This window comes from Deltaproteobacteria bacterium (assembly GCA_019912665.1).
In the GTDB taxonomy this organism is placed as follows: Bacteria; Desulfobacterota; GWC2-55-46; order GWC2-55-46; family GWC2-55-46; genus UBA5799.
In genome coordinates, this window is the sequence record JAIOIE010000018.1 from 46,313 (window position 1) to 72,992 (window position 26,680).

18 protein-coding genes are annotated in these 26,680 nt (G+C 50.0%); all 18 read right to left on the reverse strand.

The window, feature by feature from the left end:
- Positions 1-72 precede the first annotated feature (72 nt).
- The 18 genes from K8I01_04695 to K8I01_04780 all read right to left on the reverse strand — a co-directional run bounded on the left by K8I01_04695 (position 73) and on the right by K8I01_04780 (position 26,675).
- Positions 73-2,391, reverse strand: a complete 2,319-nt coding sequence (locus K8I01_04695) for a metallophosphoesterase (protein ID MBZ0219712.1) — start codon at positions 2,389-2,391, stop codon at positions 73-75.
- A gap of 331 nt (positions 2,392-2,722) precedes the next feature.
- The gene (locus K8I01_04700; GenBank protein MBZ0219713.1) at positions 2,723-4,048 is read right to left on the reverse strand and encodes an ATP-binding protein; all 1,326 of its coding nucleotides are present in this window, start codon (positions 4,046-4,048) and stop codon (positions 2,723-2,725) included.
- A gap of 123 nt (positions 4,049-4,171) precedes the next feature.
- Complete coding sequence (locus tag K8I01_04705; GenBank protein MBZ0219714.1) at positions 4,172-7,510, reverse strand: DUF4157 domain-containing protein; 3,339 nt, start codon at positions 7,508-7,510, stop codon at positions 4,172-4,174.
- A 30-nt stretch (positions 7,511-7,540) separates the two neighbouring features.
- Positions 7,541-8,944, reverse strand: coding sequence for a hypothetical protein (locus tag K8I01_04710; GenBank protein ID MBZ0219715.1), 1,404 nt, complete (start codon positions 8,942-8,944; stop codon positions 7,541-7,543).
- Positions 8,945-9,153: 209 nt separating this feature from the next.
- A complete protein-coding gene (locus K8I01_04715; GenBank protein MBZ0219716.1) occupies positions 9,154-11,706 on the reverse strand; it encodes a hypothetical protein in 2,553 nt (850 codons plus the stop codon).
- Positions 11,707-11,717: 11 nt separating this feature from the next.
- Positions 11,718-15,014, reverse strand: a complete 3,297-nt coding sequence (locus K8I01_04720) for a hypothetical protein (GenBank protein ID MBZ0219717.1) — start codon at positions 15,012-15,014, stop codon at positions 11,718-11,720.
- Entirely contained in the window at positions 15,011-18,646 is a 3,636-nt protein-coding gene (locus tag K8I01_04725; GenBank protein ID MBZ0219718.1) for a baseplate J/gp47 family protein, read from the reverse strand. Before K8I01_04725 ends, K8I01_04720 begins: the two co-directional genes overlap by 4 nt.
- Positions 18,643-19,092: a GPW/gp25 family protein gene (locus K8I01_04730; GenBank protein ID MBZ0219719.1), complete on the reverse strand. Its 450-nt coding sequence runs from the start codon at positions 19,090-19,092 to the stop codon at positions 18,643-18,645. The genes K8I01_04725 and K8I01_04730 overlap by 4 nt, the downstream gene beginning before the upstream one ends.
- Before the next feature lie 5 nt (positions 19,093-19,097).
- A complete protein-coding gene (locus K8I01_04735) occupies positions 19,098-19,367 on the reverse strand; it encodes a PAAR domain-containing protein (protein ID MBZ0219720.1) in 270 nt (89 codons plus the stop codon).
- Positions 19,368-19,382: 15 nt separating this feature from the next.
- Positions 19,383-21,152, reverse strand: coding sequence for a type VI secretion system tip protein VgrG (gene vgrG, locus K8I01_04740; protein ID MBZ0219721.1), 1,770 nt, complete (start codon positions 21,150-21,152; stop codon positions 19,383-19,385).
- Positions 21,139-21,867 carry a LysM peptidoglycan-binding domain-containing protein gene (locus K8I01_04745; protein MBZ0219722.1) on the reverse strand — a complete coding sequence of 243 codons (729 nt, stop codon included), beginning with the start codon at positions 21,865-21,867 and terminating at the stop codon, positions 21,139-21,141. The genes vgrG and K8I01_04745 overlap by 14 nt, the downstream gene beginning before the upstream one ends.
- Positions 21,868-21,884: 17 nt before the next feature.
- Positions 21,885-22,070 (reverse strand): DUF5908 family protein, encoded by a 186-nt coding sequence (locus K8I01_04750; GenBank protein ID MBZ0219723.1) that lies wholly within the window; start codon positions 22,068-22,070, stop codon positions 21,885-21,887.
- 54 nt (positions 22,071-22,124) lie between these two features.
- The gene (locus tag K8I01_04755) at positions 22,125-22,562 is read right to left on the reverse strand and encodes a phage tail protein (GenBank protein ID MBZ0219724.1); all 438 of its coding nucleotides are present in this window, start codon (positions 22,560-22,562) and stop codon (positions 22,125-22,127) included.
- 10 nt (positions 22,563-22,572) lie between these two features.
- Positions 22,573-23,010 carry a phage tail protein gene (locus K8I01_04760; protein MBZ0219725.1) on the reverse strand — a complete coding sequence of 146 codons (438 nt, stop codon included), beginning with the start codon at positions 23,008-23,010 and terminating at the stop codon, positions 22,573-22,575.
- 59 nt (positions 23,011-23,069) lie between these two features.
- Positions 23,070-24,992 (reverse strand): phage tail sheath subtilisin-like domain-containing protein, encoded by a 1,923-nt coding sequence (locus K8I01_04765; protein MBZ0219726.1) that lies wholly within the window; start codon positions 24,990-24,992, stop codon positions 23,070-23,072.
- A 32-nt stretch (positions 24,993-25,024) separates the two neighbouring features.
- Positions 25,025-25,357, reverse strand: a complete 333-nt coding sequence (locus K8I01_04770; GenBank protein ID MBZ0219727.1) for a hypothetical protein — start codon at positions 25,355-25,357, stop codon at positions 25,025-25,027.
- Complete coding sequence (locus tag K8I01_04775; GenBank protein ID MBZ0219728.1) at positions 25,357-25,815, reverse strand: hypothetical protein; 459 nt, start codon at positions 25,813-25,815, stop codon at positions 25,357-25,359. The genes K8I01_04770 and K8I01_04775 overlap by 1 nt, the downstream gene beginning before the upstream one ends.
- 230 nt (positions 25,816-26,045) lie before the next feature.
- The gene (locus K8I01_04780) at positions 26,046-26,675 is read right to left on the reverse strand and encodes a DUF4255 domain-containing protein (protein ID MBZ0219729.1); all 630 of its coding nucleotides are present in this window, start codon (positions 26,673-26,675) and stop codon (positions 26,046-26,048) included.
- Positions 26,676-26,680 lie beyond the last annotated feature (5 nt).

A 26,680-nucleotide genomic window follows, 5' to 3' on the forward strand; every position in this document is an offset into this window, starting at 1 on the left:
CTGGTTCAATCGCAACGGCATTTAAGCGTATCTAAATTAGCCTGATTCCTGGTAGAGGCTTTTTTTAAAGGTTCAGAAAATAATTGCAATCTCGTTAGAGGCTCTGAAGCCTGCAATCCTGCCCGCGTGATCAACCTGTAAATGCCTGTAATAGGGTGGTGCTGCGTCCTTCTGACCCGGCACTCCGCAAGCCGCTGTCTGGACGATTATGCAGCTGTTCCCTTCCCAGCCGAAAGGCCTGTTTGGGTCATGCTCTAGGCTGTAGTCATCGTGATATATCCTGATCTCATGGTTAATATCCTTTGCTATGCGGAACTCTATGTTCTGGTGGGCATGGCCCGAAAAAACCATATCGATCGGTTTTACGCCTTTGCCGACAAAGTTTTTCGAGCCGCCGTGCTTTGTACAACTATCGCATAGACTGGCTATTTTTCTTCTAAAGAACCCGAGTCCATGCGTATCGCAGTGCGCTTCGCTGCAAGGGAATATTCTATTTAAATATTTTCTGACCAAACCCAACTTAGGCCCTGGTATCTCCGCCTCCCTGTAGCCGAGACAAAGATTAAAAAACTGGCTCAGGTAATGATTGACGGTGCCGTATGTCATTACGCATTCTCTTTTCGAGATCCATTTTCGGGCACTGCGGGCGCTCTCCCTCATGCTCATGGGGTCGAAAGACTTCTCATCAGGATTTATCGGCGGTGAATGGAAAAAAGCAAATGTCCTGGACCTCCCCTGCTTTAGGCAGTACAGCACCTTTTCAAGCCAGACGATCTGACTCCAGTTATAATGCTTTTGCTCGGAATCAAACCCTTTTGAATCCGGCGAACCACCGAAAATGTTATCTTTTAGACTCAGTTTTTTAAGGCTTTTCGACTCCTTTCCATCCAGAAGCCGCGCTGTAAATGCATCGCTTCCGGAGTCCATAATGATAAAGGAATGGCCCGCATACGAGAAGGCGTAATCGAAGTAAGGGTTTATGCGTTTTAGATAATAATGAAGGGCTTCTGGACCGGCATGCAGCGGGTTTGCCGCAAGCATATCAGTTCCCCGCTTGAGCCAGCGTTTTGAGACCCAGGCACCCAGCCAGACAAGGAGCGGTACAATGATAAACAGCCATCCGGTTGCGCCTGCGGCAAAATTCAGGAAACCTGCGAATACCGTCGTCACAACTTTGTTATTCCATTTTAATATGGAGTTGACTATGATGTCGTTCACTATGAACGCTGGCAGACTATCAATGAAGGATGAAAAAACCGTGCTGATTGTACCGATCGCTATTAAAGCACTCAGACGGAAGCTCGAAATTCTGTGCAGGCTTATTTTCCTTGCCGAGTACCACAGCTTCTCCGCAAGCTCTTTTGACCGCCTGGCGCGCTCGTCCTCGGGATAATCCTCTGAATCATAGCACTTGTACTTATAATTCTTGAGCTCGTCTTTTTTTATTCCATATGTGTTATGGATGCACGGGTCATATGGGTAGAGCCGCCAATCGTGATTGCCCGTAGAAGTGAACAGAGCGACTTTCAAACCCTCATTCGGCGGCGTGCGCTCTTTTTCTCGGCCGCCGCCGGTTATTATGTTCTCGAAGGTCCTCCAATTATTCTCGTCGAAGTTTACCGAGCCTTCCCAGCCGAGAAAAGAGAAGTCGACGAGGTCCCCTGTCATCACCACGAAATCAAGCTCGCCGGAATCAGCAAGCCTGTTGGCCTGACGTATAAAGGACCTGACATTGTCGTTGAAGTTGACGTAATCGCGCCGGATATCATCCCGTTTTCTGTTGCATTTTGTTTTAAGCACCTCGTCCAGTATTTCATCATTCCTTTTGGCGACGTGCAGGTCTGTAGCATGGATGAAACTGCAGGCCGGGTTTCCCTCAATTACCTGCACTGAATGGAAATTTACCCTCTCCTCCCCCGATTCATAATTCAGGAAAACTATGTCATAAAGGCATGGAAGAAGCCTGCCGTCACGATTCCTTAGAAGCCTCTTATTGTCTTCTCCGTACTGAAATTCAGGAAAGGCCTTTATCTTCCAATACCTTGTGCCCTCGCCCAGTACCTTGTAGTGCAGCTCGCTATTGATAATCGTCCGCGTCTCATCCAGGTCGCTGAAATCGTGAAGACGGTTCCACTCCTTTATTTCCTCGCAGCCGCGCAAGGTCAATTTTATTTCGGCTTCCGAGCCAGTCTCTGCATAAGATATCCTCAGGAAAAGCCTGTCTTTGAACAGCCTCTCATATGCGAGATTGGCACCATCGGAGCGGCTTGCCACGATAAGCGTTAAATCCGAGCCGCTGGCCAGATCTTTGACTGAAACTATAACGGGACACCCCAGATTAGGGCTGATTATGATGGGAAGTTCTGATGTGCCTGAACCCTGTTTTGCCATAAGAAGAACCTCTCAGCTTAAAATCAAACTTTGGAATTCCCTATGTTTACAGGAAGGGCGGATTTGAAAAAGTGAGTAATAAGCCTCCAACAGATATGATATTTTAGGCTGTACAAAATAGCTGCAGCTCTAAAGAAATAGGGGTATTAGGAATACTATTTTGATTTCTCAAAGGTGGTATAGCAATATACTATTCTCAATAATTTATTTCAACATTTTAATAATTTATAAAAAATGGCATACACTTGCCGTATGCTTGCCTTTAATCCCTAAAATTTCCGTTTAGCACGTTAGGTCTCATTTGCGTGCGGGAAGCGCATTTTTGTTCCCATTACACGACTTTTCCCTCTTTTATGTATTCGCGCATGATAGCGGCTTCAAGCCGCCTTAATTCAAGGCGATTCGTTTGAGCGGCCAATATCTCCAGGGCGCAATATTGGGCAACATTCATTATGCTAGCGCCGGCGAGCTCGAAGCGCGCCGAAACCTGTTGCCAATCTATGTCCTGGGCCATCTCGATCTGAGAAGGAAATGCTTTACGCCATATCTCGCGCCTTTCTTCCGGGCCAGGCATCGGAAAATGAATGATGCTCTGGAAACGCCTGATAAAAGCTTCGTCCATATTGCCGCGTTGATTGGTGGCCAATATCACAAGGCAGTTATAACCCTCGATTCGCTGCAGAAGGTACGCGATTTCCTGGTTGGCGTACTTGTCATGGGCGTCGCGTATATCCGTTCTCCTTCCGAAGAGGGCATCGGCCTCGTCGAAAAACAATATCCAGTTCTTGTTCTCGGCCTTATCGAACAACCTCGAAAGGTTTTTCTCGGTCTCTCCAATGTATTTCGATACCACCCTGGACAGGTCGATCCGGTAGACGTCCCTTCCGGTGTACTTGCCAAGCAGAGTAGCTGTAAGCGTCTTTCCTGTGCCCGGCGGTCCGTAAAACAGCGCTCGGTAACCAGGCCTAATCTTGTTGCCCATGCCCCAGTCGTGCAGGAGAGTACCGCTGTGGGTGATCCAGTTTTGGATCTCGCGTATCTGAGATAGCGTGTCCGGGTGGAGGACCAGATCGCCCCATTCCAGTTCCGTATGTATGTGCTTCGCCGGAAACTCCATGCTGAACCGGGGCCTGCTCATCGGGCCCAAGGTAAGCTGCTCTAGAAATTCCGGGTCAAGGACTAGACGGCCGCTCATGAACGGCTCGCCTTCCCGCACAGGCTCAACCCAGAGTATCTGCTTCTGGGCAAACCAATGCGCGCCGCTTAATATGCGCTGGACCTCCAGCCGTTTTCCAAGGTCGTTCCCGGCGATTATGAACAGCGCGGTTTCGCCGGTTGGGAGAATGCCGCGCTGATTTACGGACCTGATTCCGCCGAATTCCGGAAGTTCGCCGCCTTCGGGAAGATGCTCGGCTATGATCTTCCCGAGGAAATCAGGCCTCAGATGCGGCGCCAGAGCGAGGACCAATATCAGGAACTCTTCGAACGAAGGTCCGTGCGTCTTCAGGAATTCAGACAGCGCTGAATCATCACTATAGAATTCAAGCGGGCCAACCTCAAGGTCCTCATCCTCACCGAGATGCACCTTCATGCGGCTCGCAAGGACGCCCGACAGCCAATCTAAGGCCAGTTGAAGGTTGGCGAAGTTATCTCCCATGCACGATTCCTTTTAGGGCGCAAGGCTCGTCCCCCGCCCTTGCAGGATTATTTTTTTTGGTCCAGTGTAATGCGATCTTTGATATTGAGCGCTTTGCGATGAAAGAGCAAAGGGCAAAACACATTATTTTAAAGCCACTTTAAAGAAAAATTTCCTTGGAGTACCATCAGGCTGCTTTACCTTCTTAAGCCAGTCGATGGTGACTATTTGCCCATCCAACATAACTTTTTCCTTGGATAATCTCGGTCCTGCGCTCCTATTTTTGCTCGACTTAAGAGGCCAAAGGTTTTGCAATTCATCTTCGCCGCCGACCTGAATCTCGAGCACATGATCGCAGTCCATATCTTTACCATCCATATCTTTACCATTCCAGCCATATTTAACGAGTCTATCCCTGAGTTCCTTTCCGCCCTTCGTTTCCTCCTGGGATAATGGGCCAACTTCATGACCATCTATCACCCTAAAGTTCCCCATTATGCCAATCTTCTTGATTTCTTGAGGAACCTTCTCATTAGGCGCACCTTCTTCTTTATGGACACCATCAGGATTCAATTGCCAAACGAGCTTGCCCACCCCCCTTATCTTTTTTTTGGAAGTTATTCTCCATTTATTACCATCGGGCTGTTTTGCATTGTGATATAGGTACAAAGGTGGATACTCATTATAGGCAGGCTTGTGCCAGGGTAAGGAAATCCGGTTGTTCCTCGTGCCGCTTTTGAAGCCCGCAAGTACTATGCCGAGATATTTCCCGATTTCATTATTGCTATTATCAATATCCTGAAGGAGGCCTGCGACAGCCTTTTTGTCAGACGCATTCTTAGCCTGCCTCAATTTACGAAGTTTCTCACGAAGAAACTCCGGCTTACTTTTAATTCTATTCAATGCCTTCATCTTCTTGGTATTTCCGGTAATCATCTCGTTACTAAAAGCCTCTTTGATAAAGTCCTCTAGTCTCTTCGGATTACTGGCGACCATTGGTTCCGCATAGTCTTCCTCGCCCTGGAAATAAAAACAGTGCTTTTCATCGCCTGCGTCGATGGTAATCTTTTTCTTCCACCACTGGAACAATGATACTGAAGCCTCCTTGACCGAGGAGCCGATTTTTTTAAGCGTATTCCCCAGCCAGCCCACGGCCTTGTCCATGGCTTTCTCGACCGGCTGACGTATTTTCCTTGCTATGCCAATGACCTTGTCGGGAATGCCATCGAGGCCTGCGAATTTCGCAAGGAAGGCAAGCACCAGGGTCAATGTCCGCGTTATTGTTTGCTCTACTTTCTGAGCCGCGCTATCTACCTGGCCGGCGGCTATTTCGGAAATGGATTCGATAAAGGAGCCGACAACGGCGGCGATTTGGCTGATCTTCTGAACAAAAAAGGAGATTGTGCTATGGATGGACATGATAGCCTGAATCACGGCGCCCGCAGGGCTCAAAATGGCGGCCAACTTCAAGACAGCCGCCTTTACTATCTCGGACGAGACCATGCTGGTAACTTTAGCGATAAGCTCTCCTTTCAGCTCGCTTAATTCGGCTCTCATCCGCTCCCACAGGGCTACCGGCCCGTTCTTAATTAACGCGACCAGGATGTCCGCTGTTTTTTCCATGGAGGCAAGCACCGGATCAGGTATCGTCTTCACAAGTTTGGCGCGGATACTCCGCCATGTCACTCCGAGGACCGATAGCATCAGCTTGAATATCTCCGGCAGGCTAAACGACTTCGGGATATACGCTCCAGCCTCTGCCAAAGGCCCGGCAAGCCATTTAATCAAAGCGGTTTTCAAGTGCTCAACGATTTTACCCGCGAACCTCTCGAAACCCAATCTGCCGGCCCGCACAAGGTTCCACGCGAATGTGATCGGATTTTTTAAAATAGTCAGAAAGGCCGCCTGGGTCTTCTTGATATAGGGCCTGACTCCGGGCGCCACGACAGAAAAAAGAATATCCAGAAGGCTGAAGACCTGCTTAACTCCCCAGCTGACGAATTCAGTAACGATATTGGCAAACGCACCGGCGATCTTTCCGAAAGCCCCTGAGACGGTAATGAGGTCCTGAAAAGTAAGGGCTGCAACCGCGTCAAGGATTTTGCGCGGTATGGCCCGAACGAAGCCCATCAAGCCTGCGAGCGACCCCTGGAACCAGGCCCATGCCATTGCAACTGCGTTGCCTTTCTTTATATTCTCCCACAAGTCCTCCCGCCCTATAAGCTTCAGGAATCCACCGATCAGGCTTTCGGGATTGCGCGGCACTGCTTCGCCGGTTATCGGGTCCTCACCTAATACGGCTTTAAGCAGGTCGTAGCCGCGCGTCCCATGCGCCATTGAGGCCAAGGGCTTGAGAATGGCGTCCTTGACCATCTTCAATATGTCGATTACAACTGAGCTTCCAAATGCGATCAGCCGCGAAATGGGGCCGGTAAAGATAACCTTTGCGCGTTCCCAGACACCTCCCAAATCGAGAATATCGCTCCATTTCAGGGTACCGATGAAGCTCCTCAGGCCATGTGTTATCTCGATGCCGATGTTTCCGAATACCGCCATCCTTTGCTCGACCCAGACGGCGGCCTTATTGATGGCGCCGTGATTATCAAGCGCCTGCGATATTGAGGCCCCGCCGGGGAGGACTTCTATCAAAGCACGTAACAGGCCGGCGGCATTGCGCTCCGTGCCGCGATTGTTTACCGGGTTAAAGCCCAACAAGAGAGTCAAAAGCCTGAATCCAGGGATATTGAATGCCCATTCGGAAACTTTATCCAGGGCGTCCTGCTTCCCCCACCGCTGCACCGCAGGCGCCGACGAGGTAGAAGTCACTTCCGGGCTGCGCTGAACAGCGTGCCCCTGCTGAATGGTATGCGTCAGCTCATGCGCCAGAAGCCGCCTGCCTTCGCTTGAGCCGGGCTGGTACTGGTCGCGGGAAAAAAAGATATGGTTTCGATAGGTGAACGCGCGGGCTCCCAGTCTACTGCTCAATCCGGCGGCATCGGAATCGGTATGGATACGGACACGGCCGAAGTTCGCATTAAAACGCGGCTCCATGTCCTGGCGGACGCCGCTGGAGAGCGGCTGCCCCTCTGAAGTCTTGCTTTGTATTTCAGATTGCGTTCCTGCTGTGACTACAGGCGCATCGCCGCTTCCGGCGCGCTGGATGCTTTCGCTGTCGCGAGGGGCTTTTTCCTTCTTCTCCTCTTTCTTTTGCAACCCGTCGCGTGACTGGCGCTCTTGCAGTTCCTCTTTGCTCGATAATGCCGGGCCGGGCGACCGCATTGCCTTATCAGCCATCCTGTCGGCTTCCTGCTCGAATTTATCGCCCGGCTTATTAACAGCCAGTTTCGGCTGTATTGAGTTCGCCGGAGTTGGTTTAGGCACTGTTAAAAAATCCCCTGCTCCGGCCTTTTTGAAAAAAGGCAGGTTCGAGGCAGGCGCTGCGGTCGATGTCGTTTTAGAGGATTTTTCCGCGCCGGCTTTCATTGCCAACCCCATCCATACAGGCAGAAATTTTTATTGCCATTCCACCCATAACATTCTCCTCATCCACGGTAGCCTTATCATTGAAATACCCCAGGGCAAGCGGTCAAACAGGATATCGAAGGCTTTGGATTCTACCTGCAGCAGCCATTCTCCATTACGCTCCGATAGCTTTCCTGCGCGAAGCAAAAAGGTCCCGCGTAAGCCGTCAGGGTTGGTGCTGCGCAATGCATCCCAGTGCCGTATGACTGCCTCAAGCATGGAGGTAGCCTCGTCCATATCGCCTGCTGTCAATCCACAGTCAGGCTCTACTGGTGTCTCCAGGGGGATATTGCAGAGTATTTTTGGCAAAACCAATTCATATTCTGGCGCAACCGCCTGACCGGTTGCCAGGAAATGCAGCAGGCAGACGGCGCGTTCCGGCTTAAAGAGCTTATCTTCCGATGCAACGCTGAGCGCCGTAAAGAAACGGGGCAAAAAGGGATGTAGTAAGACCAGACCCGCATTGCCAATAAAGATGCCCTCTGTTGTTTCTGAGTCGCGGGATTCATCCGGGAATAGCTTTCGACCAATGTTCTCGTTATCGTGGAATGCCGATGGCTCTTCAGTTGAGACCGGCCAGTTGCGCTCCAGCACCTCTTTCAACGCAGAATATCCCGGCGCGTCCGCCGGCGTACTGCCCCAGGCATCACTTACCAGATCCTTCGGATTCAGGACGACTCCTTTCGATACTGCTTGAAATGCGGCGTCCCATAATCGTTGTTCGAAAAGACGCTTAGGAAACTGCTCAGTCGAAGTGTTCAGGGCCTGTAAAACCTCATCCATTGTTCTCTTCCAATCTGAAGAAAAAAAAGAGAGCAGTTTTTCCAGAAATACAGTCGAGAATTGCAGAGTCAGGCGCTTCCTGGCTGAGCAGTCCGCAAACAACTGGATGAGCGATTCATTCCCGGCGAATGGCCCGTTTCCTGATTTCGCCTCATTCAGCCAAGAGAGGAAAACCTGCTCCAGAATTGCTCCATCAGGGAGATGAAAAGACCATGGAAGTCGTCCGTTTCTCAGAAAATATGCAAACACATCCTTGATATGATTTTCTGCGGATTTGTGCAAGCCATTTTGGAAAATTGGTATTCCAGAGGCATCCTCAGCATATGAAAAACGGCAGCCATTTATCGATTCTAATATCGCCTTGACTACGAATTCGGACAATTCATATTCCAAACGTCCATGGAACACTGTGCCGGCGTCTATTTCCAGCCGCTCGAGATAGAGGTGCCCCCCCTTCGGCGGCTCGCAATATGCGAGTGCCCGTTCGATTGCGCTTATCAACCAATCGCATCCTTGCAATCGGCGCCGCAGAGCATAACCCTCGGATTCCGTGCCGTTGAACATGACATCAAGATATAATGTCCTGATATTATGGCTGGCAGAATCAGGCATATTAATTATGCAAAAGTCAGTTCAGTTCGTACTTCACGACCACTCTGCATCCCTTTTCAGTGAATGCAGTCAGCTATATAGCCATCCGCCGAACTGTTTATCGGCTAAACCTAACACCATTTACTTCTATAAAGGCTGGGGCTCCATTCTGCATTTCCAAAAGTAATGAAATGTCAGTTCGCGAGATGGAGAGAGCTCAGCATAGCCGCTTAACTCGGCTTTGCTTCAGGCAAAACATCTCGATCAGTCTGAAAATTGGACACGATATACGGCAGAAAGAAATCCGCGATCACCGTGCCCTCCTTCAGTCCGTTTACGGCCGCTTTTATATCGTCATCATCTGTTACCTTACTGGCAGCAATAGGTGGGAGGGTAATGTCAGATATAGTGGGATATGTCTCCTCAATAATTGCAGCCACTCGTGATTGCAATTCATCGGGATTAAAATTTCCGAATCTCTCTCTGATCTTTTTGATTATTACTTCTGATAGCACAGCAGACCTGGTTTCCGGCTCACTTGAGTGATTATTCAGTATCCTATGTTTTGCATTATTTTTGGGAACTGCATTCTTGGAAGAGCTGTGATAAACGATTATAAAAGTACCGCCCAATGGGACGCCAGCCTTGTGCTGAATGCCAGGGTTTTCCCGAAGAAAAGCGCCAAAAGACATTTTTTTTCTGGTCTCGCTCATTAGTTGGGCGTACTCCGAGCTAAGTGCCTGTACCGTTTCAAGTTTGAAGGAAGAAAAAATCTCGCTGATATGATCGATCAGGTCCTTCTGCGGCTTGAATTCTTTTCTTTTTTCGAGCGCATTGCCACGGAGAAAACGGATTAATTCGAGCATATCCCGATACTTTAAAGCAAAGTCGTTGAAGTCAAGTGAATTCAGACCGTCCGGCAAAGCTTCGGCGACCCTTGTGAAATGATGGATAAGTATTACATGTACATAATACTTAGGCTCAAGCTTGGGTGTTGTGTCCTTCAGTAACGAGCTATAAGCTTTCTCTAACTTGTCCGTATCGGCAATTTCAGTATAAGGCAGTGCTTCGAGATAATCCAAATTCTTCTCATACCAGGCGCCAACGGTTCCTTGTCCGTAACGATAAGTCGACGACGACTCGAATAAGGGAAACTTCGCCGTTCCTGCGGTCAGGCTTGAGTCATTAATCTTAACCTCATACAAAGTCGCTACAACTTTTCGTATTTCGCCCAGCATCCACGTCCGGAGCACGTTATAACGCTCCTCCAGGTCCTCATACCTGTAGGTCTCATTACCGGAGGGGAGAGCTATGAGCCCGATGGGCAAACGGTAGTCGCTTCTCATGGCGAGCAGCGTGTTGAGCACATCTTGATAGTTCTTGCCCAAATGCCCTTCTATGCGCAGGAAATTATAGGATTCAAGATCATAAAGCAACGGGTCTTTCACGAATTCCTCAGTTGACTGCCCATACTTCCCGGACTGGTAGCTTAGATTCTGACTGCTCCGGCCGCGGCGGGTCCTTTCGGGATTCCAGAGATCATGCAATGGAGGCTTGCCATTTTGATTGTAATAGTAAGGAATCGCCCTATCCGCTAACGCCACGTCACCTGATCTGCTTGGTGTAATGCGAATCTGCTTGTCGATTTCGGCAGAAGACGGTGAAGGCTCCGGCAAAAGGGGAGTATTAGTAAAACTGGCCGTCATCTCAACAAGCCGCCTGAATAGCTGCAAGGCTTCATTTGATTTTTCGGCATATCCGCCGATTGCAGGCGACGGTATGAGGTTATTCCTGCAGACGCCTGACTGTTTTGCGTTTTTAGTATCCAGCATGCCGATAGCCAGGTGCCTGCGAAACAGAGCTTCAGGTGGGGCACAGGCGCATATCAAATCCGACCCCTTCCAGCGGAACTCGTCGTAAGCGCGGATCAAATCATCGAATAGATCGTAGTAATACTGCAGAAACCGTACCTGATCGGCAGTCATTGGTCCAGTATCGAAAATGTTGAAGTTCAAATTCGCGAACGGGTTTTTGTCATAGACCTTCTCAAGGAAAGGTTTGAACGCATTATAGGTATCACGCAGGGTGTCGCAGACGGTCTTAGCAAATTTTTTGAAGCGTAATACGTTCAGGAACGCCGTATAGATAGCGACGGAATCCGGGTCCTGGGGCAGATCGAAACGCGGCAGGCGTATATCAGGCAGTTTTAGCCTGGCCGCTCGTGCTTTTTCGATCTCAGCATTGATGCTTTCGATAACTGCTTTGCTTACGAGCAGGCGCCGAAGGACGGTCCTGACCTCAGTCCCTCTATCATCACAACTATTCAAGCTGCAATTACGCCGTTCCTCATTTTTCATCTCGTAAAACAGCAGAAGTATTTTATCTTGCAGTAAATCTCCCTTTAACGACGAAGTGTCTGGCACACTCTCAGGAAAAAGCTCATAAATCTGTTCGTTTAATTTTTTAGCTTTTTCAAAAAGTGAATAATCCTCCTCACCAGGTTGCAGCTCATAAGGACGGCGAGATACCAGACTCACATCATCCGGTTCCATGATGAGGTATCCTTCCGACGTGATGCCGATACCTCTGGAAAGATGTATTATCCCTTCCCCATTCTCTATTTCACAGCTAATCTCCAGCCCACAGACGATGCCGATACCGATGAGATTCGCGCGTGTCAGGCGCCCCTGCTCATCAAGGTATGAAAAGAGCTGATTCAAATGCTTATTCGAAAGCACCTGATTGGGCTTGAAAATCGGATAATTGACCTGTTCAGGTTTCACAAGGCACCCCCTCAGCTTCCTAAATTGGTTTTTCCCAGGCGCACCGGGTTCCTGTCATTCCCTTCATCAAAATCGTGGAGCGTAGCTGCAGGATAGATACTTCTCAATCTGCTCAGCAGGTCCGTAACCACCCAAAGACGGAAAGAAACCACCTTGTAGGCACTGTAGCGGTCATTGAGCAGCGCTTTAATTAATTCTGCAGTACCGGTCTTGAAGTCCAGATCAGGGCACAGGGTTACCGCAGCGGGCGCAAAATCGGTAAATTCTTCCAAAGCCTTGCCGGCCCTGATATTTTCTTCCATCCAACTATAGAAAGCCCCTCCATAGCCTTGTAAAATAGCGGCTGCGCACCTGCAAACTGCATCCTTTTGAGCGGGCCCATTCTCATGAGGAGCAAGTAGGTTGCTTTTGAGGACTGCCTCGACGCGTTCCTGCAGATTTTCTTCAATCCAGTCGATTTTGGCGTTGGCTTCGAGCCATTTCATCCATGCATCCTCAAACCGCTCATATAGACATCCGTGCAACGAGATATGCCGGAAATGCCTGACCATTTTTTCAAGGACCCCGGGCCAGATGGTATCTGAAAATGCACTGCATGGCATATCGGCAAAGCACAATTTCGCGCTAAATTCCGCCTCAAGCGCTTTATAAAGAGCATCGGCGTGAAAATAATCGAGGGTTTTGCCGTGATACCATTCTCTGAAGACCGAGCTGAATGCTGAATATACATAAGCGGCACAGTCGCAAGCCGCTGCTGTATCGGACGGCATCGCGCCGCCTGTCCTCTTAGCATACTTGCTCAGGAATTCTGCCAACTCCTCGATGACCGGGTCGCATGGGTTTTCGATAAATCCGTCGTTGCCGATCCAGCATATCCTGGAGAGAAGGTGCGACGGCGTCTCCTGCCGTATTGTGCGATCGGCAAAATTCCGCATTTCAAGATTTGCGCCGTACGGCTCTGTCCAGCCGGCCATCACGAAAGTCAGCCGGAATGAATAAGGGTCATCGTCGCGGCATGCGTCGGAAGGGTCCTCCGTTCGCGAAATCAACAGAGCATCTCCGGGGAATTTAGGCCGGAGCAAAAGGTGCTCCACGACGATGAATTTCAGGTCCGGACAACCCAGGAGCCGGCTGATACGCCTCTGGATACCAGGGACGATTTCCCGTGATATAGGACCTGTATAGTTAAACGATTTTCCGCGATCGCGGCTGATTTCCGGACACTCCTTGAGAAACGAGATTTTATGCTGAATCAACTGATCGGGCGCCATCCGCCGACCCTGCAAATCGTTCAACAAAAAAATGTTCTCGCAGAACTGCTCGCCGAATCGGGCGATGATGTGGTCGAGAAACCGGTTCCGGCGCTCCTGGAATTCTCGCGGTGTTTCGGCCATAGCCTCTAGCGCGGGCCTATCAAGCCTATCGGCTATCTCGTCATAATCCCTGATTATCCCGTTCAGCTCGCATATGAAATAAGTTCGGCTTACGTTCTGATTAAGCGAAAACAGGTCCGTTGCATTAGCAAGTTGCGAGAAGGCGTTTGCCAGGAACTGTTCGAATGGCATGAGATACGCCCTCAACTGCCTGGCCTGCGCCCGGCGTTTATCGGAAGCACTCGAGGGGAGCCCCTCAGGGCCGATACCGTAGGCCGAGGGCAGGCTGTACTGCAGCGGATAATACTCTTCGACGCAGCGGCATTTGCCTTCAGGGAGAGGCAGGTCTTGTGGGGCGTTTTTTATTTTGGGGCGTTCGGCCTCACCGCGTAGCTGCGTTAATGTATCGCACGCCTCATCCATTCTGGGCAGGAATGGGAGTCCGTTTTTGTAAAACAGGAACCTCGATGCGTTAAGATTAAACCTGGGCTGATGCACTTCACTTATATAGAGAAGCCAAGATGCATTCGCCTTTCCGGCTTCAAAAAAAGGCTTGCCGTCCTCCGTCCAGGCCGGATCGGCTGCACCGCACATGACATTGCCTTCATGGTCGAACTTGACTAGCTGCATATTATTTACCGCTAACACGCCGTCGATGTCCATCAAACGATTGATTATATCGGAAACGCGAAGCACGGTTCTCAGCGATGCCGATTCAAGGTCGGCCGCCCTGATAAATCCGTTTTTAAGCGGCGGCCCGTTGAATATCTCCTCGACCGCCTCGCCAGCCTCCATCAGTTCGCCTAAAGAATAGAACGGCACTGTCGGGCTGAAATACCGTTCGAGTTCGAACCAGATATGGGCCTGCACCTTTTCGATGTCGGCATCCGGCTTTAGTTCAATATCCGCACAAACGCCGACTTCCTCGATGCCTACGACCTTGATCCGGCAATAATCCTCCCCGAGGTTCCGGTGCTCGTGAAGGCATTTACAGGCTTCTTTTATGGCGCCGGCGGCTGCGTCTTGTTTACTTTTGTAACGGCGGATTACCCCTGCAGGGGTCTTGTCTGCCAGGAAATCAATCAGGCCGGAAACGGTAGTCTTGCTTCTGATGAAGTCGTCACCGAAAAGACGCAGTGTCGCATTCCAGGCTACGACTTTTTCGTAGCCGGGCTGCTTCTCGATCAGCTCAAAATCCAGATAAAAGACGCTACGCCAGTGCTCGCGAAGGTATTTGTCCCGGTCATTTTCCTCCAGCTGCGAATCAGCGAGCAGGTTATATGTTTTAGCAGCTCCAAGACTTGACACCTTCAGTTCAAACGAATCTTCTTTCTCAACCTGCCATTTGGCAAGTCCTTCCATGCCCCATTCGGGAAACCGAACCTCCATCATAAAAGAGTGCCGGATACCATCATCGTCCCAAATGAAAAATCCGAGTTCTATCTTTCTGTCATTCAGGTTCCCGAATTCCGGATCTATTTCGAGCTCCAGCAGTATATCGTACAGGCCTTGAGGTTGCGCCCTCTCGGGCCAGCAAGTGTTGCGCGCGCATTCATCGCAGAGGACCCATGCATTGCGCACTGAGTCAAGGTCGATGAGCAAACGACGGAAGTCGTCCGGGCTCCAGGGGTTTACAGTCAATATTTCCCCTGCCGTAAAAAACGGCTGGTCCGGAAAAGGCTGGTCCGTGCCGCCAGAATGCGTGCGGCTTGCCAAGATGTCTTTGATGTCCCAGCCAGTTCGATAAGCAAGCTCTGTAATCGCGTAACAAAGTGATTCGAGAATGGTTATGCCGGGGTCATGCGCGTTGTAATCCGTCCAAAAGCTACTCCCCATTTCCTCTATGAAGCGTATGCCTTCCCGCCGGAGAAAGTAATAATCCTCGGCGGGCTTCAAAAGGGAGTGTTTGGATATTGATACAGGCGTCTGGCTCATGCTTCACACTGGCATTTCTCGACTGAAGCTCCCGCCTCAGCTGATTTTATGGCCTTGATATCATGTTTACCTGCCGAGACCAGTATCGACACTCCCTTGGAGGCCCTGATTTCATCCTTTGCTTCCATTTTATCGTTTGAAATGTGGAATAGCCGGAAATCGGTCAAATAGTCCACGTATTTCAAACTTTCAATAAAATCTATCAGCGCAGATTTACGGATGCTCCTGCCGAACAAAAGATCGCTGCCGTCGCGATAGGCCCACGGTGACAGGTATCGAATGACGTCATCCTGTATTTTGCTAAGATGGAAGCCTTCATCGAGGCCCTCGCGAAATTTGACCTTACAACTGACTTCAAGCTCCTCGAACTCCGGGTTTCTTACATGTATTCGATGGGGCTTTATAAAACAGGAAAGCCGTTTTTTCAAAAAGAAAGCAATCTCGTCCAGCAGTTTCAGACTTGTAAATGGGCGTAACGGATCACGGAGGTATTGAAATCTCTGGTCGGGGACAGTGATGATAGTGACATGCCCGGGCGCAAGCTCATTGTATATGCCCGCGCCGCTTTCGTCCGGCTCATACCTTGTGTGGTTAAGGCATTTGACCCTGTGGATCTGAGGAAAGGCCTCCAATATCAGACGCTCGTAATCCCACATGGTTATGGCCCGCTCTTTATGGCGGAGTCTCTCGCTCACTCTTGTATAGAATGCCGCCTGCGTTTCCTTGCCCCTCCCTCCGAACGAGTCGAAAGGCTGCATGATATTTCTAACAGAGGCGTCGGTCTGGTCGAGCCCGGTGATTGTGCCAGCCTTCAATAGTTTGGCCGTGAAATCCGGGGCATTACCCTTATCAATGAAAGTGGCCTCCAACGCCTGCGCGGCCACCAGGCGCAGTCGGCACACGGAATCTGTTTTAGACGCAACGGCCGCCTTAATCCAATGCATTCCGGCGGGCAAAAAAGTGTTCTGATCCGAAGCATCGCGCGGCACGGCAAAAGTGATGACGCCGGAATTGAGAAGCTCTGAAGTCCTGTCATCTATTTCACTTTTATCAAAACCGGCCCACTCGTTATTGCGCAGATAACTCCAGCGTATGTGCGGCCTGGGCTTTACAGATAATGGATCGGCGGTCCCGTCAACCACCTGAAAAAGGAGAGCGAGATTCTGGGGAGGCTTGAGGCCGGTTATGCCTATGTAAAATTCGGCCGCGTCATTTTCGTTGCCTATAGCATCCGGTTGAAAATCGAATTGAGGAAGGAGATAGACTTTTCCGGCCGAATGAGGAGACGGGTGCTGCTCGGCATGGCCGAATGGGGCAAGGTGAAAAAAACTGGCACTTCGTTTCGCAAAATCTTCAGCCGAACTTGAATCTATCATATGCGAAGCTTCATAATCAATCCAGAGCCCGCTCACAATCGGACCGGCCGGCGGAGGTCCTGGATGTATTATCGGGTTGCCTTGCTTGTCTTCTTCTCTCCGCAGATGTCTGATCAATTCACTTTGATATTCATTTTGGCCAAAATCGGAACTTAACTCGAAACGGAGAAAACCATGCCTTGAAGCTGTGCTATAGTATTCATTAGGAGAAAAATCCGGCTCTAGAAGAACGGGAATATCCTGTTTTTTCAATAAATTGAATACTTCCGACATATCGGTCGATTTGCCCAATTTAATTTCGTCTGAAATGGACTCCCACTCGCCATTTTTTAAAAACTTAATTTTCAGACCGGTGTCTTTAGAAAATGGCTTGGGGGCGGCTAACCAGGACACACCAACGGAGGCGCTCGTTATTTTTTTTTGGAAGACCTCTTTTGAGCCGATAATGAAAGCATTACCGGCCATAGGAGACGGGCCGAAGGGCTGAAATGGCTTCGAGGCATCGACAGGGCCAAAGTCGTTGGAAATAGCAACCGATTTAAGACCATTTACATTTACTTCGAGTTTGATCTCGGTTACGCTAATGTCCTTGAGTTGCTGGTATATATATACCTCCCGATGTCGTAATTTAATCAGTACCATCGGAAGGGTGGTCGGGAAATCGTACCCATGCGTTTTTGCAGTATAAGGGACCACAGGCGGGGTTTCGCCTGATAATATGATTTCAAAACTTAGGGTCTTTTGCTCCAAAGCAAATACCTTTACCGACCCTTTGACCCATTCCTTTTCAGCTGTAAACAGGCAATCAATATCGATACCATCCTCGGTGTCCCCAGTGATATTAAAATTTTTGTCAGTATCTGGTTCTATTTTGAAATTGAGAGTAATTTTTCGCATCCCTTCCGCCATAAGCAAATAATGCGAGGCAACGGCGAAACCGATTTCAGCTTCCGGCATCCTGACATCCGAAATCGCACCGCCCTGATATGGCTTATTGTGAAACGGATGCCAGGAGAGGTCCGGCGATGACAGTTCCGCGCCTTTCCCGTCATCTGAATTTGCTAAAGGCGCGGCGTAAATCCTTCCGTCACTGTGACGGTAAACAGTTTTCAGGGCCGCGACCGCCGCCTTATTCACGACTAAGTCGCGGTCATTGGCGAAAAAAGCCTCTATGCCAAGGTCGTCCTTCCCTGCCTTGAAGAGTTCGCCCGCCTTGACCAGGTGCGCCGGCGCGTGCCGCGCCAATTCGACAAGCAGATGCACTCTGGCGGGTTCGGCCGGTTTCTCCTTGAGCCGGAGGACTTCGCGATAATAAAAATCCAGGTGCCGGCCGGTCAGGGTATTCATCTCCTCGCGCGCGTATTCGAGCAACCGCAGAAAGGCGAGAAATAACGTATAATGCGGCTCATGGTTGTTGCTTCCCGTGATCGTTTTTTCCAGCTCCTGTCCTGCTTCCTTCACAACACGGGCATATGCCTTTAGGAACCGATTGAAAATCGACGTGAAAAAATTATGCATCGAGACATGGTTTGCCCGCTTCAGAATATTATTTTCCGGACCGTATACTGAATCGGCAGGCGAAATGTTGTTTACATAGTCGCTCCAGCTCGAACGACCAGCCTGCATCCAATCCTTTGACAAGCCCTGCCGATATATTTCGCTAAAGACAGATGTAACTTCGCCCAAAATAAGAACCCCGGGATGGACGTCCGCTATCAGGCGGTCAGGCTTTTCAAGGTCCGCCTTGTAGTAGGAAATAAGCCTCTCAAAAGAGGGGGCCAATTGACTTTTAATGAGATTTTGAAGGACGCCTTTGAGACGGGTCTCGTCTGGCAATCCATCCTTCAAGGAATCCAGCTGTTTTGCAAGAGTACTCACGCAGCTGAACAGGTTTCCAAGGCATTCTTTTGCCTTCTCCGAGTCCGATTTGTCGTCGAGATCTTTCAAAAAATCGAAATACCCTTTTATGCAGGACCTGTAATACTCCACATCCTGCACCGCGGCAACTGCAAGCTGGACGGACATATCCTTGCTGAAAAAAGGCTGCCAATCGCCTTCATGGCTATTGCCTGTATTGTAAAATCTCAAAAAGGCCGAGTATGCCTTTGCAAACAAAATCCTGTGCGCGATCGTACGCTCGTCCGGCCGTGCGTAAGCGGGATCCAGGGCCGGAGAATGCCGCTCTTCCTGGCTCGTACCTTCGCGAGCCGGTTTCAGTTCGTCGATAATCTGCTTGAGTCCACCGTTACCACTCATTTGCGGCCTTTATCTGGCAGAAGGTTAATTGTCGCAGCAAGGTCGATATCGGTACCCTCCAGCCTGTAATATGGGTAAACGAAATTGAATCGGGAATTGGTGGTTTTCACACGATACATGACCTCTATAAGGACCACCCCCTGCATTTCACGGCTAGCATCAAGCCGAACGCGCTCGAGCCGGATACGCGGCTCGTGATAAAGTATTGCGGATTCAATATTATCGGCCATCATGGTCTTCATTCTGGTATCCAGGTTTTCAAAGACCAACTCTTCCAGATTGCAGCCGTATTGCGGCAGCATTACCCGTTCCCCGGCAATAGTACTGAGCAGGACCTCAAGGCTGGATGCGATATCCGCCTCCTCCTCAAGCATTTCCACACGTGCGAGGCTGCGGTCGAAGGTGGGAGGGAAAGACCACCCTCGGCCCAGGAATCCACTGCTCATCTCCACTACCCTCCAATCAGAACAGTAGGCGCGCCGGGTGGGATTATCCCGCCGCCTGCAGCGGTCAAATCCCCGACCCTGGCGGCGGGCAGCCCGCCTATCATCACCGTCATTGAGCCTTTGACAATGGTATCCGCTCCGCAAGTGTCCCCGAGGCGAGCTGCAGGAAGACAGCCTATCAATACGGTTGGAGCGCCAGGGGGTATAATCGGCGTCGGCACACCGGATGTCGCCGTGCTTACTATCATGTCCGTTACGCGCGCAGCTGGTAACATGTCCGATCCTCCTGGTCAGTTGATCTGCACTATGCCGCCCTGTATGACTGTATTAGCGCTGCCTTTGACGGACGTGCTAGCCCCGGAAACTTCTGCGCTGGCGCTACCGGCGGCCTTGAACGCGATTTGAGCCTTAAGGTCCATGTTCACGCCCTCTATTTTGACGTCTTTAGCGGCCTTCAAGGTCAGGTCTTTGCAGCTTTCTATTTTGACCCCGCTGCTGTCGAGCGTAATCTTGTTCCCGTTCTGGTCTTCTATGAAGATACCTTTTCCATCCTCGGAAAGCGTCAACCTGTTACCGGCGGGTGTTTCCAGCAGAACGGCCTTTTTCTCATCGTCGAATATGAATTGCATTTTTTCCCGGCTTACGTAGCCTTTCCGGTGGTTGCCGTCTTTTGCCGGTTCTGGAGACGGTTTGGCGCCGCTGTGGCACATCCCAAGAACCACAGGGTGACGCGGGTCGTCATTGAGGAAACCCACCACGACCTCATCTCCGATATCAGGGCGGAAAAAAGTGCCGCGTTCATTTCCGGCGTCCAGGGTGGCTATCCGTGACCAGATGCCCTCAGCCGTATCACTAATCACCGGGAGGCGGACCTTGATGCGGTCCTGACCCTCCGAGTCATTTTCCAGCGCCGTTACTATTCCTATTTGCAAGCCGCTCACACCCGGAAGCAGGCCCGCGGCAGGGAGCGGGCGCAGGTTATGGGAATTCGCGAAAAGTTCGGTGCTCAACCCGAACTGTACATCCGTTTCCCAGCTGCCGTTTGCGAGTGTATGACGGACACCGGAGACGTAAAGCTTCCCTTGAAATCGTTCACCGATGCCGACGACTTCAATGATTCTACCGGGCAAAACACCCCCAAAGCCTTGAAATCTCACCCTGCCCCGAACTCTGGACAGACGCTCCCTCATCAGCATGCCATCTGCCCATGCCTGCAGCTCTGGTCCGCTGAGTTTGCCACCGTGCCTTACCGTGTGTGTATCCGCATCGAGAACGTCGGCCAGGTCGGCAGGCGAGAGATTGCCACTTCGCGGCGTAGCAGGCTCATTCGCATCCACCTGTACAAGTTCCTGTCCTGCAGGGTCCCAGCTGCTAGCTTCTATGCCCCTGCTTTGAAGCCTGGCGTCTATCTCAGCATCCAGCTCCAATACCGTTGCGCCGTAGCGGACATTAACGGCCGGCTCGTCTTTAAGTGAGGGGCGGGCAACGGTTACCTTTCCGTCGTTTACGAGCACCACTTGCCCGTTGGCTTCCGCGCGGCACAAAAGGAAATCCCAATCCGTGGAATCATATTGTGTGACTTCCTTCAAGGCCGGGAGCGTCGTCTCAACGTCTTTTTGCAAGCGGTATGAGCCTATTATCTCGTCAAGGATGTCACTGTCCTTCTTGTCGATAAAATAACGGTTTTTTGCGCTGACCGTCATCTTCACGGCTTTATCCCGGCATTCAACTGTAAGGGAGCTGCCGTTTTTGCGTATTTTGATGCTGTTTTTAACGACGATCCCCTTGAAAACCGGCTCGTTCTGGGAGCAATAGCCGAGTTGGATCTCGATTTTCCTGCCTGGTATGAAAAAATCGCTATCGCTCGCCTTGAAAGTGGATTTTGCTGCTTCACCATCAAGCAGCTGGATGACGGCAGCAGGAACGCGGTTGACCTCCTTCGTCACTGAAATCGCCAGAATATGGAATTCGCCCGGAATTTCCATTCCATCGACCAGGATAGTATACGTGCATACATCAGGCGTCGCTGGTGATGGGATTATCGATTCATTTGTTGCCATTATCTGCCGTCTTAGCGATGGGCGGAAAAGCAATTTCCATTCCCGGTGGCAGCAAACGGAAATTTTCAATGCCGTTTGCCTTCGCGACATCCATATAGTATTTCGGATCACCGTATATCCGGTAACACATGAGCGGGAGCGTATCTCCTGCACTGACCCGGCGAAGATGGGTCAGGTCAGGAGATTTCCTGTCCTCCCATAAGGCGCGCTTCTTTTCTTCGATGCTTCCCTTGAATCTTGCCTTCGCAACCGCGCGGATAGGCTGCCCGTCAGGATTGAAGAGCTTGTACGTGATTCCGAGTTCTACAGCCCTTCCCTTGAATACCAGGTTCCCCCATATCAGTTTGAGATGATACGGCTCATGTGAATCGCCCTGGTACTCGGTGAGAATCTTCCTGAAATGGTTTACATTATCGAATATTCCAGCCTTATTCGGTCTTCCGTCTATCAGGCCCGTGTTGTCGAACAGGAACTCAAATGTAAGTTCCTGAGGCGACGTAGATATGAATTTTGATTGTGATCCGCTTGTCCCCTGCCCCTGTTCCTCAGAGGTCTCCACCTTGTATTCCATCGTATAGGTCTCAGGGTTAACCAGCGCCTCGAAACTGTCCCGCGCATCCATTTTGGAGCCTGTCTCGGCTTTTTTAGAATCTGTAAAAGCCAAAATCAGCACCTTCTCCAATTTTCCAGTAGCAGCCCTCTCTGCTTTTTCCATTTTGTCGCTTGCAATCATCACCGTTCCTTTTTGGCCAGAAGTATCGACAAAACCTGCTCTACGCATTCGGAGACTATGGCGTCTCTGGTCTCGTAAATACTTGAGCCGATTCCACCGGAAAAAGTGCGGTTTTCGACTTGATTTTTTCTTCTGGACGCATCGACCGTAACACGTATATGAAGTTCTTTAATTTCAATGGGCATACAAGACCTCTTTTGTTGCGGCCCGGACGAAAAGTATGAGAGGAGATACTTCCTCTACTGGACCGCGAAACATCGATATGAAAACTCCAGGGTTTCGACTACGATCGAATTTTCATTCGCGTTAAAATCGCTTACAACCCATTTTTTAGGGACGGCATGTGCGATTTTCCAGGTGCGAAGGGGCTCGCTCTTTTCGTTCATAAGGATGATAGTTACATCTGAAGGCTCAAAATCCCGGTCGCGAAATGCCCTGAGGCACCACTCTATTACAGAGGAGTCCGTCAGCATCCCGCGCTTCAGCATCAGATCAGGGTATTTAGTGCGCACGGGGAGCTTGTGGACAAAGCGGTTCTCTCCACCTTCCTTGTATTCCTCGATCTCGTATTCCATGGACAGCCCTGAAACGGACTGAAAGCGCACATCATTCCTGTTCTTGCTTATGCTGAATTCCACTTTATAGTAGAACCCCCATGGCGGATAATGCTCGTTCATCACGGCGCCCTTAGACCTTCATCAATTTAAGGCCTTCATGGGCTATTTCGATGCTCTCTATCGCGGCCTCATTGGCATCTGATTTGAAATCAGGGGCGGTGACTTTTACCGGGAAGCACCTTACGGCCGACCATGCCGCCACAGGCTCGTGTCTTTCGTTCAGCAGCCTTATTGTCACATCGCGCCGCTCATTGACCCGTTCGTTGGCGATTTCATCCAGCCACGCATTGAAGTCGAAATCGCGCTCGAATTTCCCGCGTTTCATGGTTATATTATTATTTTTGACCAATCCGGGCATGGCGATCTTGTTGAAATCCTTGCTGTCGCTGTGCCGGTATTCGATTTTCTCCCTCTCCATGACAAGCCCGGTCACCTCAGTGAAACTGAGCTTTGCGCCGCCCCAATCAACCTGAAAATGGAATCTGGGTAATGGATACTCCTGCGTCATGGCCATCTCCCTTTCTTAATAGGATTCGATCAGTTCATCCGATTGTATTTTAAGTACCATCACGACTCCGCCATTTTATGGGAAAACCTGAGGACGATGAATTCAGCGGGGCGGACGACGGCCATTCCGATTTCCACTATCATGCGTCCTTCGAGAATATCCAGGGTTGTCATCGTCTTCCCTAGCCCCACGGCGACATAGAATGCATGTTCCGGTTTTACGCCCTGCAGGGCGCCCTGCCGCCAGAGCACGGTCAGAAAGTTCTCTATCATAGCCTGCACACGCACCCAGGTATTGGCATCGTTCGGCTCGAACACGAACTGCTCGGTTGCCTTTTTTGTCGACTCTTCTACGAAATTGAAGAACCGCCTGACGTTGACATAGCGCCACTCATTGTCGTTCCCGGCGAGGGTACGCGCGCCCCAGACGAGAGTCCCCTTGCCTGTAAAGGCGCGGATGGCGTTTATGGATTTTCCGCCGTTTGGATCTATATTGAGAGAATCCAGTTCCGAAGCGGTAAACATGTCTTTAGGACCGACGATTCCGCTGATGCTGACGTTCGCGGGCGCTTTCCAGACACCCCTGGTGCGGTCCACGTAGGCATAGACACCGGCAACAGCACCTGAAGGAGGAATAATCGAAGCCTTGTTCTGGATTCCGGTGATAATCGTCTTGTATAGAGGAAAATTGGAAATCAGGCCATCGTGCTTGTCCTTTTCCAATTTTCTGGCAGCGTCCACCAGGCCAAGCCAGGCCTTGCTGATCTTATCGAAAAGTGGCCGGAGCAGTCCAAGCACTTCGTCCATATTAGCCTGGTCGCTTTCTGTATCCTCCAGGATTGCCGAGGGGGGCGTAGCGTTAAGTCCATCCCATTCATTTGCTGAAAGCATAGTTGCATTATATTGTGGTTCATACCCATCTATATTGACGAGTTCTTTATCGTAACTGATTAATTCACTGAAGGGTTGCGCCAGAGATTCTATAAGACCACCTAATGATCCTCTCAAAGGTTCGTTCTTAAGGGCGCTACTGCTGGTCCCAATCAGTTCGTCAGCTTTCCTTGCGATGCCGAATAAAAAATCAATTAGTTTCATAAAATTTGCAACTGTTTTACCTGAAAGATAAACACTTTCGAGATCGGTAAATTTCTCCCTTAATGTTCGAGTACCTGCGAGTAAGCTTGAGACAGCACCGATCTTCTGATTATCGGATATGACGTCTTCATATTCCGAAATCAACCCCTTAATTTTTGTATCGTCGGTCACGCCCGATAAATCGATCCGTGTTTCCCCGATTTTGATTACGTCCTTGAAATCGCGATAGGTAACGTCTTTTGGGAAGCTGGCTTTCAACCACGGGGAATAAGCCATTCCGTATTTCAGATCCTTAATGCCGATACCAGGCCGGAAATTAGCGCCTTTAGAATCATCCTCTTTTACATGGAACAGGCAAACCCTGTCCATCAGCCTGCCGCACTGGTCCAGGGCCTTCATGTAAATTTCATAAAAATCCGCATCGAGTAGCGAGTTATCGGGAAAAACGAGTATCGTGGGTTCATCTACCGCTTCGAGGGCATCAATTCCTTTTCCTGTGCCGATGAAGTCATTTTTTGTCTTGGAGGATGGATTATCATAGCTGCCCGTGGAAACGATGTAACAGTCGCCTCCGCCATTTGCGTAGAACAAGCGGAGACTGTCATACATGTAAAACATATTTCCGACTGATGCCGATTTGAAATTACGGCTGTCATCCAAAATAACTTCAGTAACGGATGGGGCGGAGCCCACCCCAAAATAGGCCTCATACTCGGCAATGGAACCTATCTTCGTGGGCACGTTAATAAGGTCTCCGGGCGCGACCTTTTCGGCCTTTTGCGTATATCCTATAAACGCAGGTATCGCCGTCTCGACCGGCGCGATGGAGGGTGGGAACTTCGGTATCTCTTCGATGTAAACACCCGGCATTTTGTACGTTGTAGGCATCCTTTTACCTCCGTTTTAAAAATTTGGAAAATTCATACAAAGATCTCCGAGACGAGCCTAGTAACCTTCCCCGCGATATCCATTCCCTCAGCCTTGATCTGGCACAATGATGGCTTTTGCCTTGTGCCTGCATTTCCGAAACGGGTTAAAGGTAGCGGTTCGGGTGTTTCAAAAACGACATGGCCGGTTCTCTTGTTAATATACTTCCAGACGGTCGAACGGTTTTTGAAGCGGACCTGGAAAACAGGATAGCTCGCCTTGGGAAACCCATCAGGTCCGATCAAGCTGAAATCATCGTCATCTTCACGCATTGCCGCCAAACGGATGAGAGCAAACACATTCTCAGGTATGTCTTTAGACAGCATTATTCCTCGAGCAGGTGCCCCGACGAGCCCGGCGGGCGGTACAATGCGAGGCACATCGCCCTGATTGACAAATACAGGCATATTGCCGACTGTGGGTTTAATTCCCGGGAGAGGGCGTCGGGCTGGTCGCCGGTCAACTGATGCAAAGCATTATCCGACAGGAACAAGGATTCCGCCTGGTCATCTGCGGCGAGCGATGGAATCTCTCTGGAGAGAAAAAGGGCTTTTTGGGCACCTTCGCCCCTTTTAACACCGGTCATATTTGATAAGACGGGCACATGTTCTTTGAACCTGTTGGTCTCATTTTCTCCTCGGTGATACAATTCATGGACCCTTTGAGGTCGAAGCGTCAAAGCCGTATAGTTAAAAAACTCGACATCCTGCACCGTCACGACGCATTCGAATTCTGCATGGCAAGGAATTTTGGCTCTATCTGGCGCTAATACTATGCAGCCCAACTGCGTCTCCTTATAGACGCACCCCAGGCCGCTTAGAGCCCTTGAGGTGGAATCGGTAGGCGTGACTGCGAGAAAGGAGCGCATATCATAGGACAACAGGCGCCTCTCTCTTTGCTCCTTTTCCAAAAGATCATATATGGCGCTGCCTTCATCCAACCAAAAATGATGAAGCAGGCGTATTTCGAATAATCGACTGTATCCGGTAGTAATCCGTTCCGGCATATCAAACTTTACCGATCCTTATGATAGAAATCCCTGACAACTTGCGTTATCAGGCCTTTTTCGCCCTGCACGGCCTCGAATTTCAAGTCCAACATCCTCATCATGTACAAGGCGAAAGGATACTGCTTTCCTCCCAGCGTACCCCATAGATGGTTGACTTCCTCCATGGTCGGGGAATACAGGTCAAAAATGAATTTGAAGGTTTCCAATCTATCGAGCTGATTAAGCGGGTGGGTCGTTGTGGCTATTGATTGAGGAGCCACATCGTCCTGGGTAAATACATTTCTGAACTGAAAATAACGAATGGCCCTCGATAATACGAGCAGCGCATTGGTGTAATTCGAATGAGTAGCTGCCACTAAAATCAGGAAATTAAGGAAAACAGGCGGATTTTCATAAGTGGCTTTAAGTGCAGCTTCATTTCGTGTATAGTTCGGTAGATTCTTCAGGGTTCTTTCTTCTCTGATATTAACGATCGATAAATATAGCTTCTCTCTTGATAAGCCGCTATTGCTCGCGCCTGAAGTAAACCCTTCAGCTAAATTTCCGAGCGCCACCTGGTGGGAGCCAGCCCCGTAATTTTCAGCAAGATGCGCATTCAACTCGTTCACAACGATATTCAATGCATGTGAAATCATAATGG

Excerpts from the sequence above, each read along its gene's own strand:
- K8I01_04765 (MBZ0219726.1), bottom strand. The coding sequence starts at position 24,992 with ATGCCTACAACGTACAAAATGCCGGGTGTTTACATCGAAGAGATACCG.
- K8I01_04725 (MBZ0219718.1), bottom strand. The coding sequence starts at position 18,646 with ATGAGTGGTAACGGTGGACTCAAGCAGATTATCGACGAACTGAAACCG.
- K8I01_04770 (MBZ0219727.1), bottom strand. The coding sequence starts at position 25,357 with ATGCTGTCTAAAGACATACCTGAGAATGTGTTTGCTCTCATCCGTTTG.
- K8I01_04745 (MBZ0219722.1), bottom strand. The coding sequence starts at position 21,867 with ATGGAAAAAGCAGAGAGGGCTGCTACTGGAAAATTGGAGAAGGTGCTG.
- K8I01_04760 (MBZ0219725.1), bottom strand. The coding sequence starts at position 23,010 with ATGACGCAGGAGTATCCATTACCCAGATTCCATTTTCAGGTTGATTGG.
- K8I01_04780 (MBZ0219729.1), bottom strand. The coding sequence starts at position 26,675 with ATGATTTCACATGCATTGAATATCGTTGTGAACGAGTTGAATGCGCAT.
- vgrG (MBZ0219721.1), bottom strand. The coding sequence starts at position 21,152 with ATGGCAACAAATGAATCGATAATCCCATCACCAGCGACGCCTGATGTA.
- K8I01_04705 (MBZ0219714.1), bottom strand. The coding sequence starts at position 7,510 with ATGAAAGCCGGCGCGGAAAAATCCTCTAAAACGACATCGACCGCAGCG.
- K8I01_04735 (MBZ0219720.1), bottom strand. The coding sequence starts at position 19,367 with ATGTTACCAGCTGCGCGCGTAACGGACATGATAGTAAGCACGGCGACA.
- K8I01_04720 (MBZ0219717.1), bottom strand. The coding sequence starts at position 15,014 with ATGAGCCAGACGCCTGTATCAATATCCAAACACTCCCTTTTGAAGCCC.
- K8I01_04710 (MBZ0219715.1), bottom strand. The coding sequence starts at position 8,944 with ATGCCTGATTCTGCCAGCCATAATATCAGGACATTATATCTTGATGTC.
- K8I01_04695 (MBZ0219712.1), bottom strand. The coding sequence starts at position 2,391 with ATGGCAAAACAGGGTTCAGGCACATCAGAACTTCCCATCATAATCAGC.
- K8I01_04700 (MBZ0219713.1), bottom strand. The coding sequence starts at position 4,048 with ATGGGAGATAACTTCGCCAACCTTCAACTGGCCTTAGATTGGCTGTCG.
- K8I01_04755 (MBZ0219724.1), bottom strand. The coding sequence starts at position 22,562 with ATGAACGAGCATTATCCGCCATGGGGGTTCTACTATAAAGTGGAATTC.
- K8I01_04750 (MBZ0219723.1), bottom strand. The coding sequence starts at position 22,070 with ATGCCCATTGAAATTAAAGAACTTCATATACGTGTTACGGTCGATGCG.
- K8I01_04730 (MBZ0219719.1), bottom strand. The coding sequence starts at position 19,092 with ATGAGCAGTGGATTCCTGGGCCGAGGGTGGTCTTTCCCTCCCACCTTC.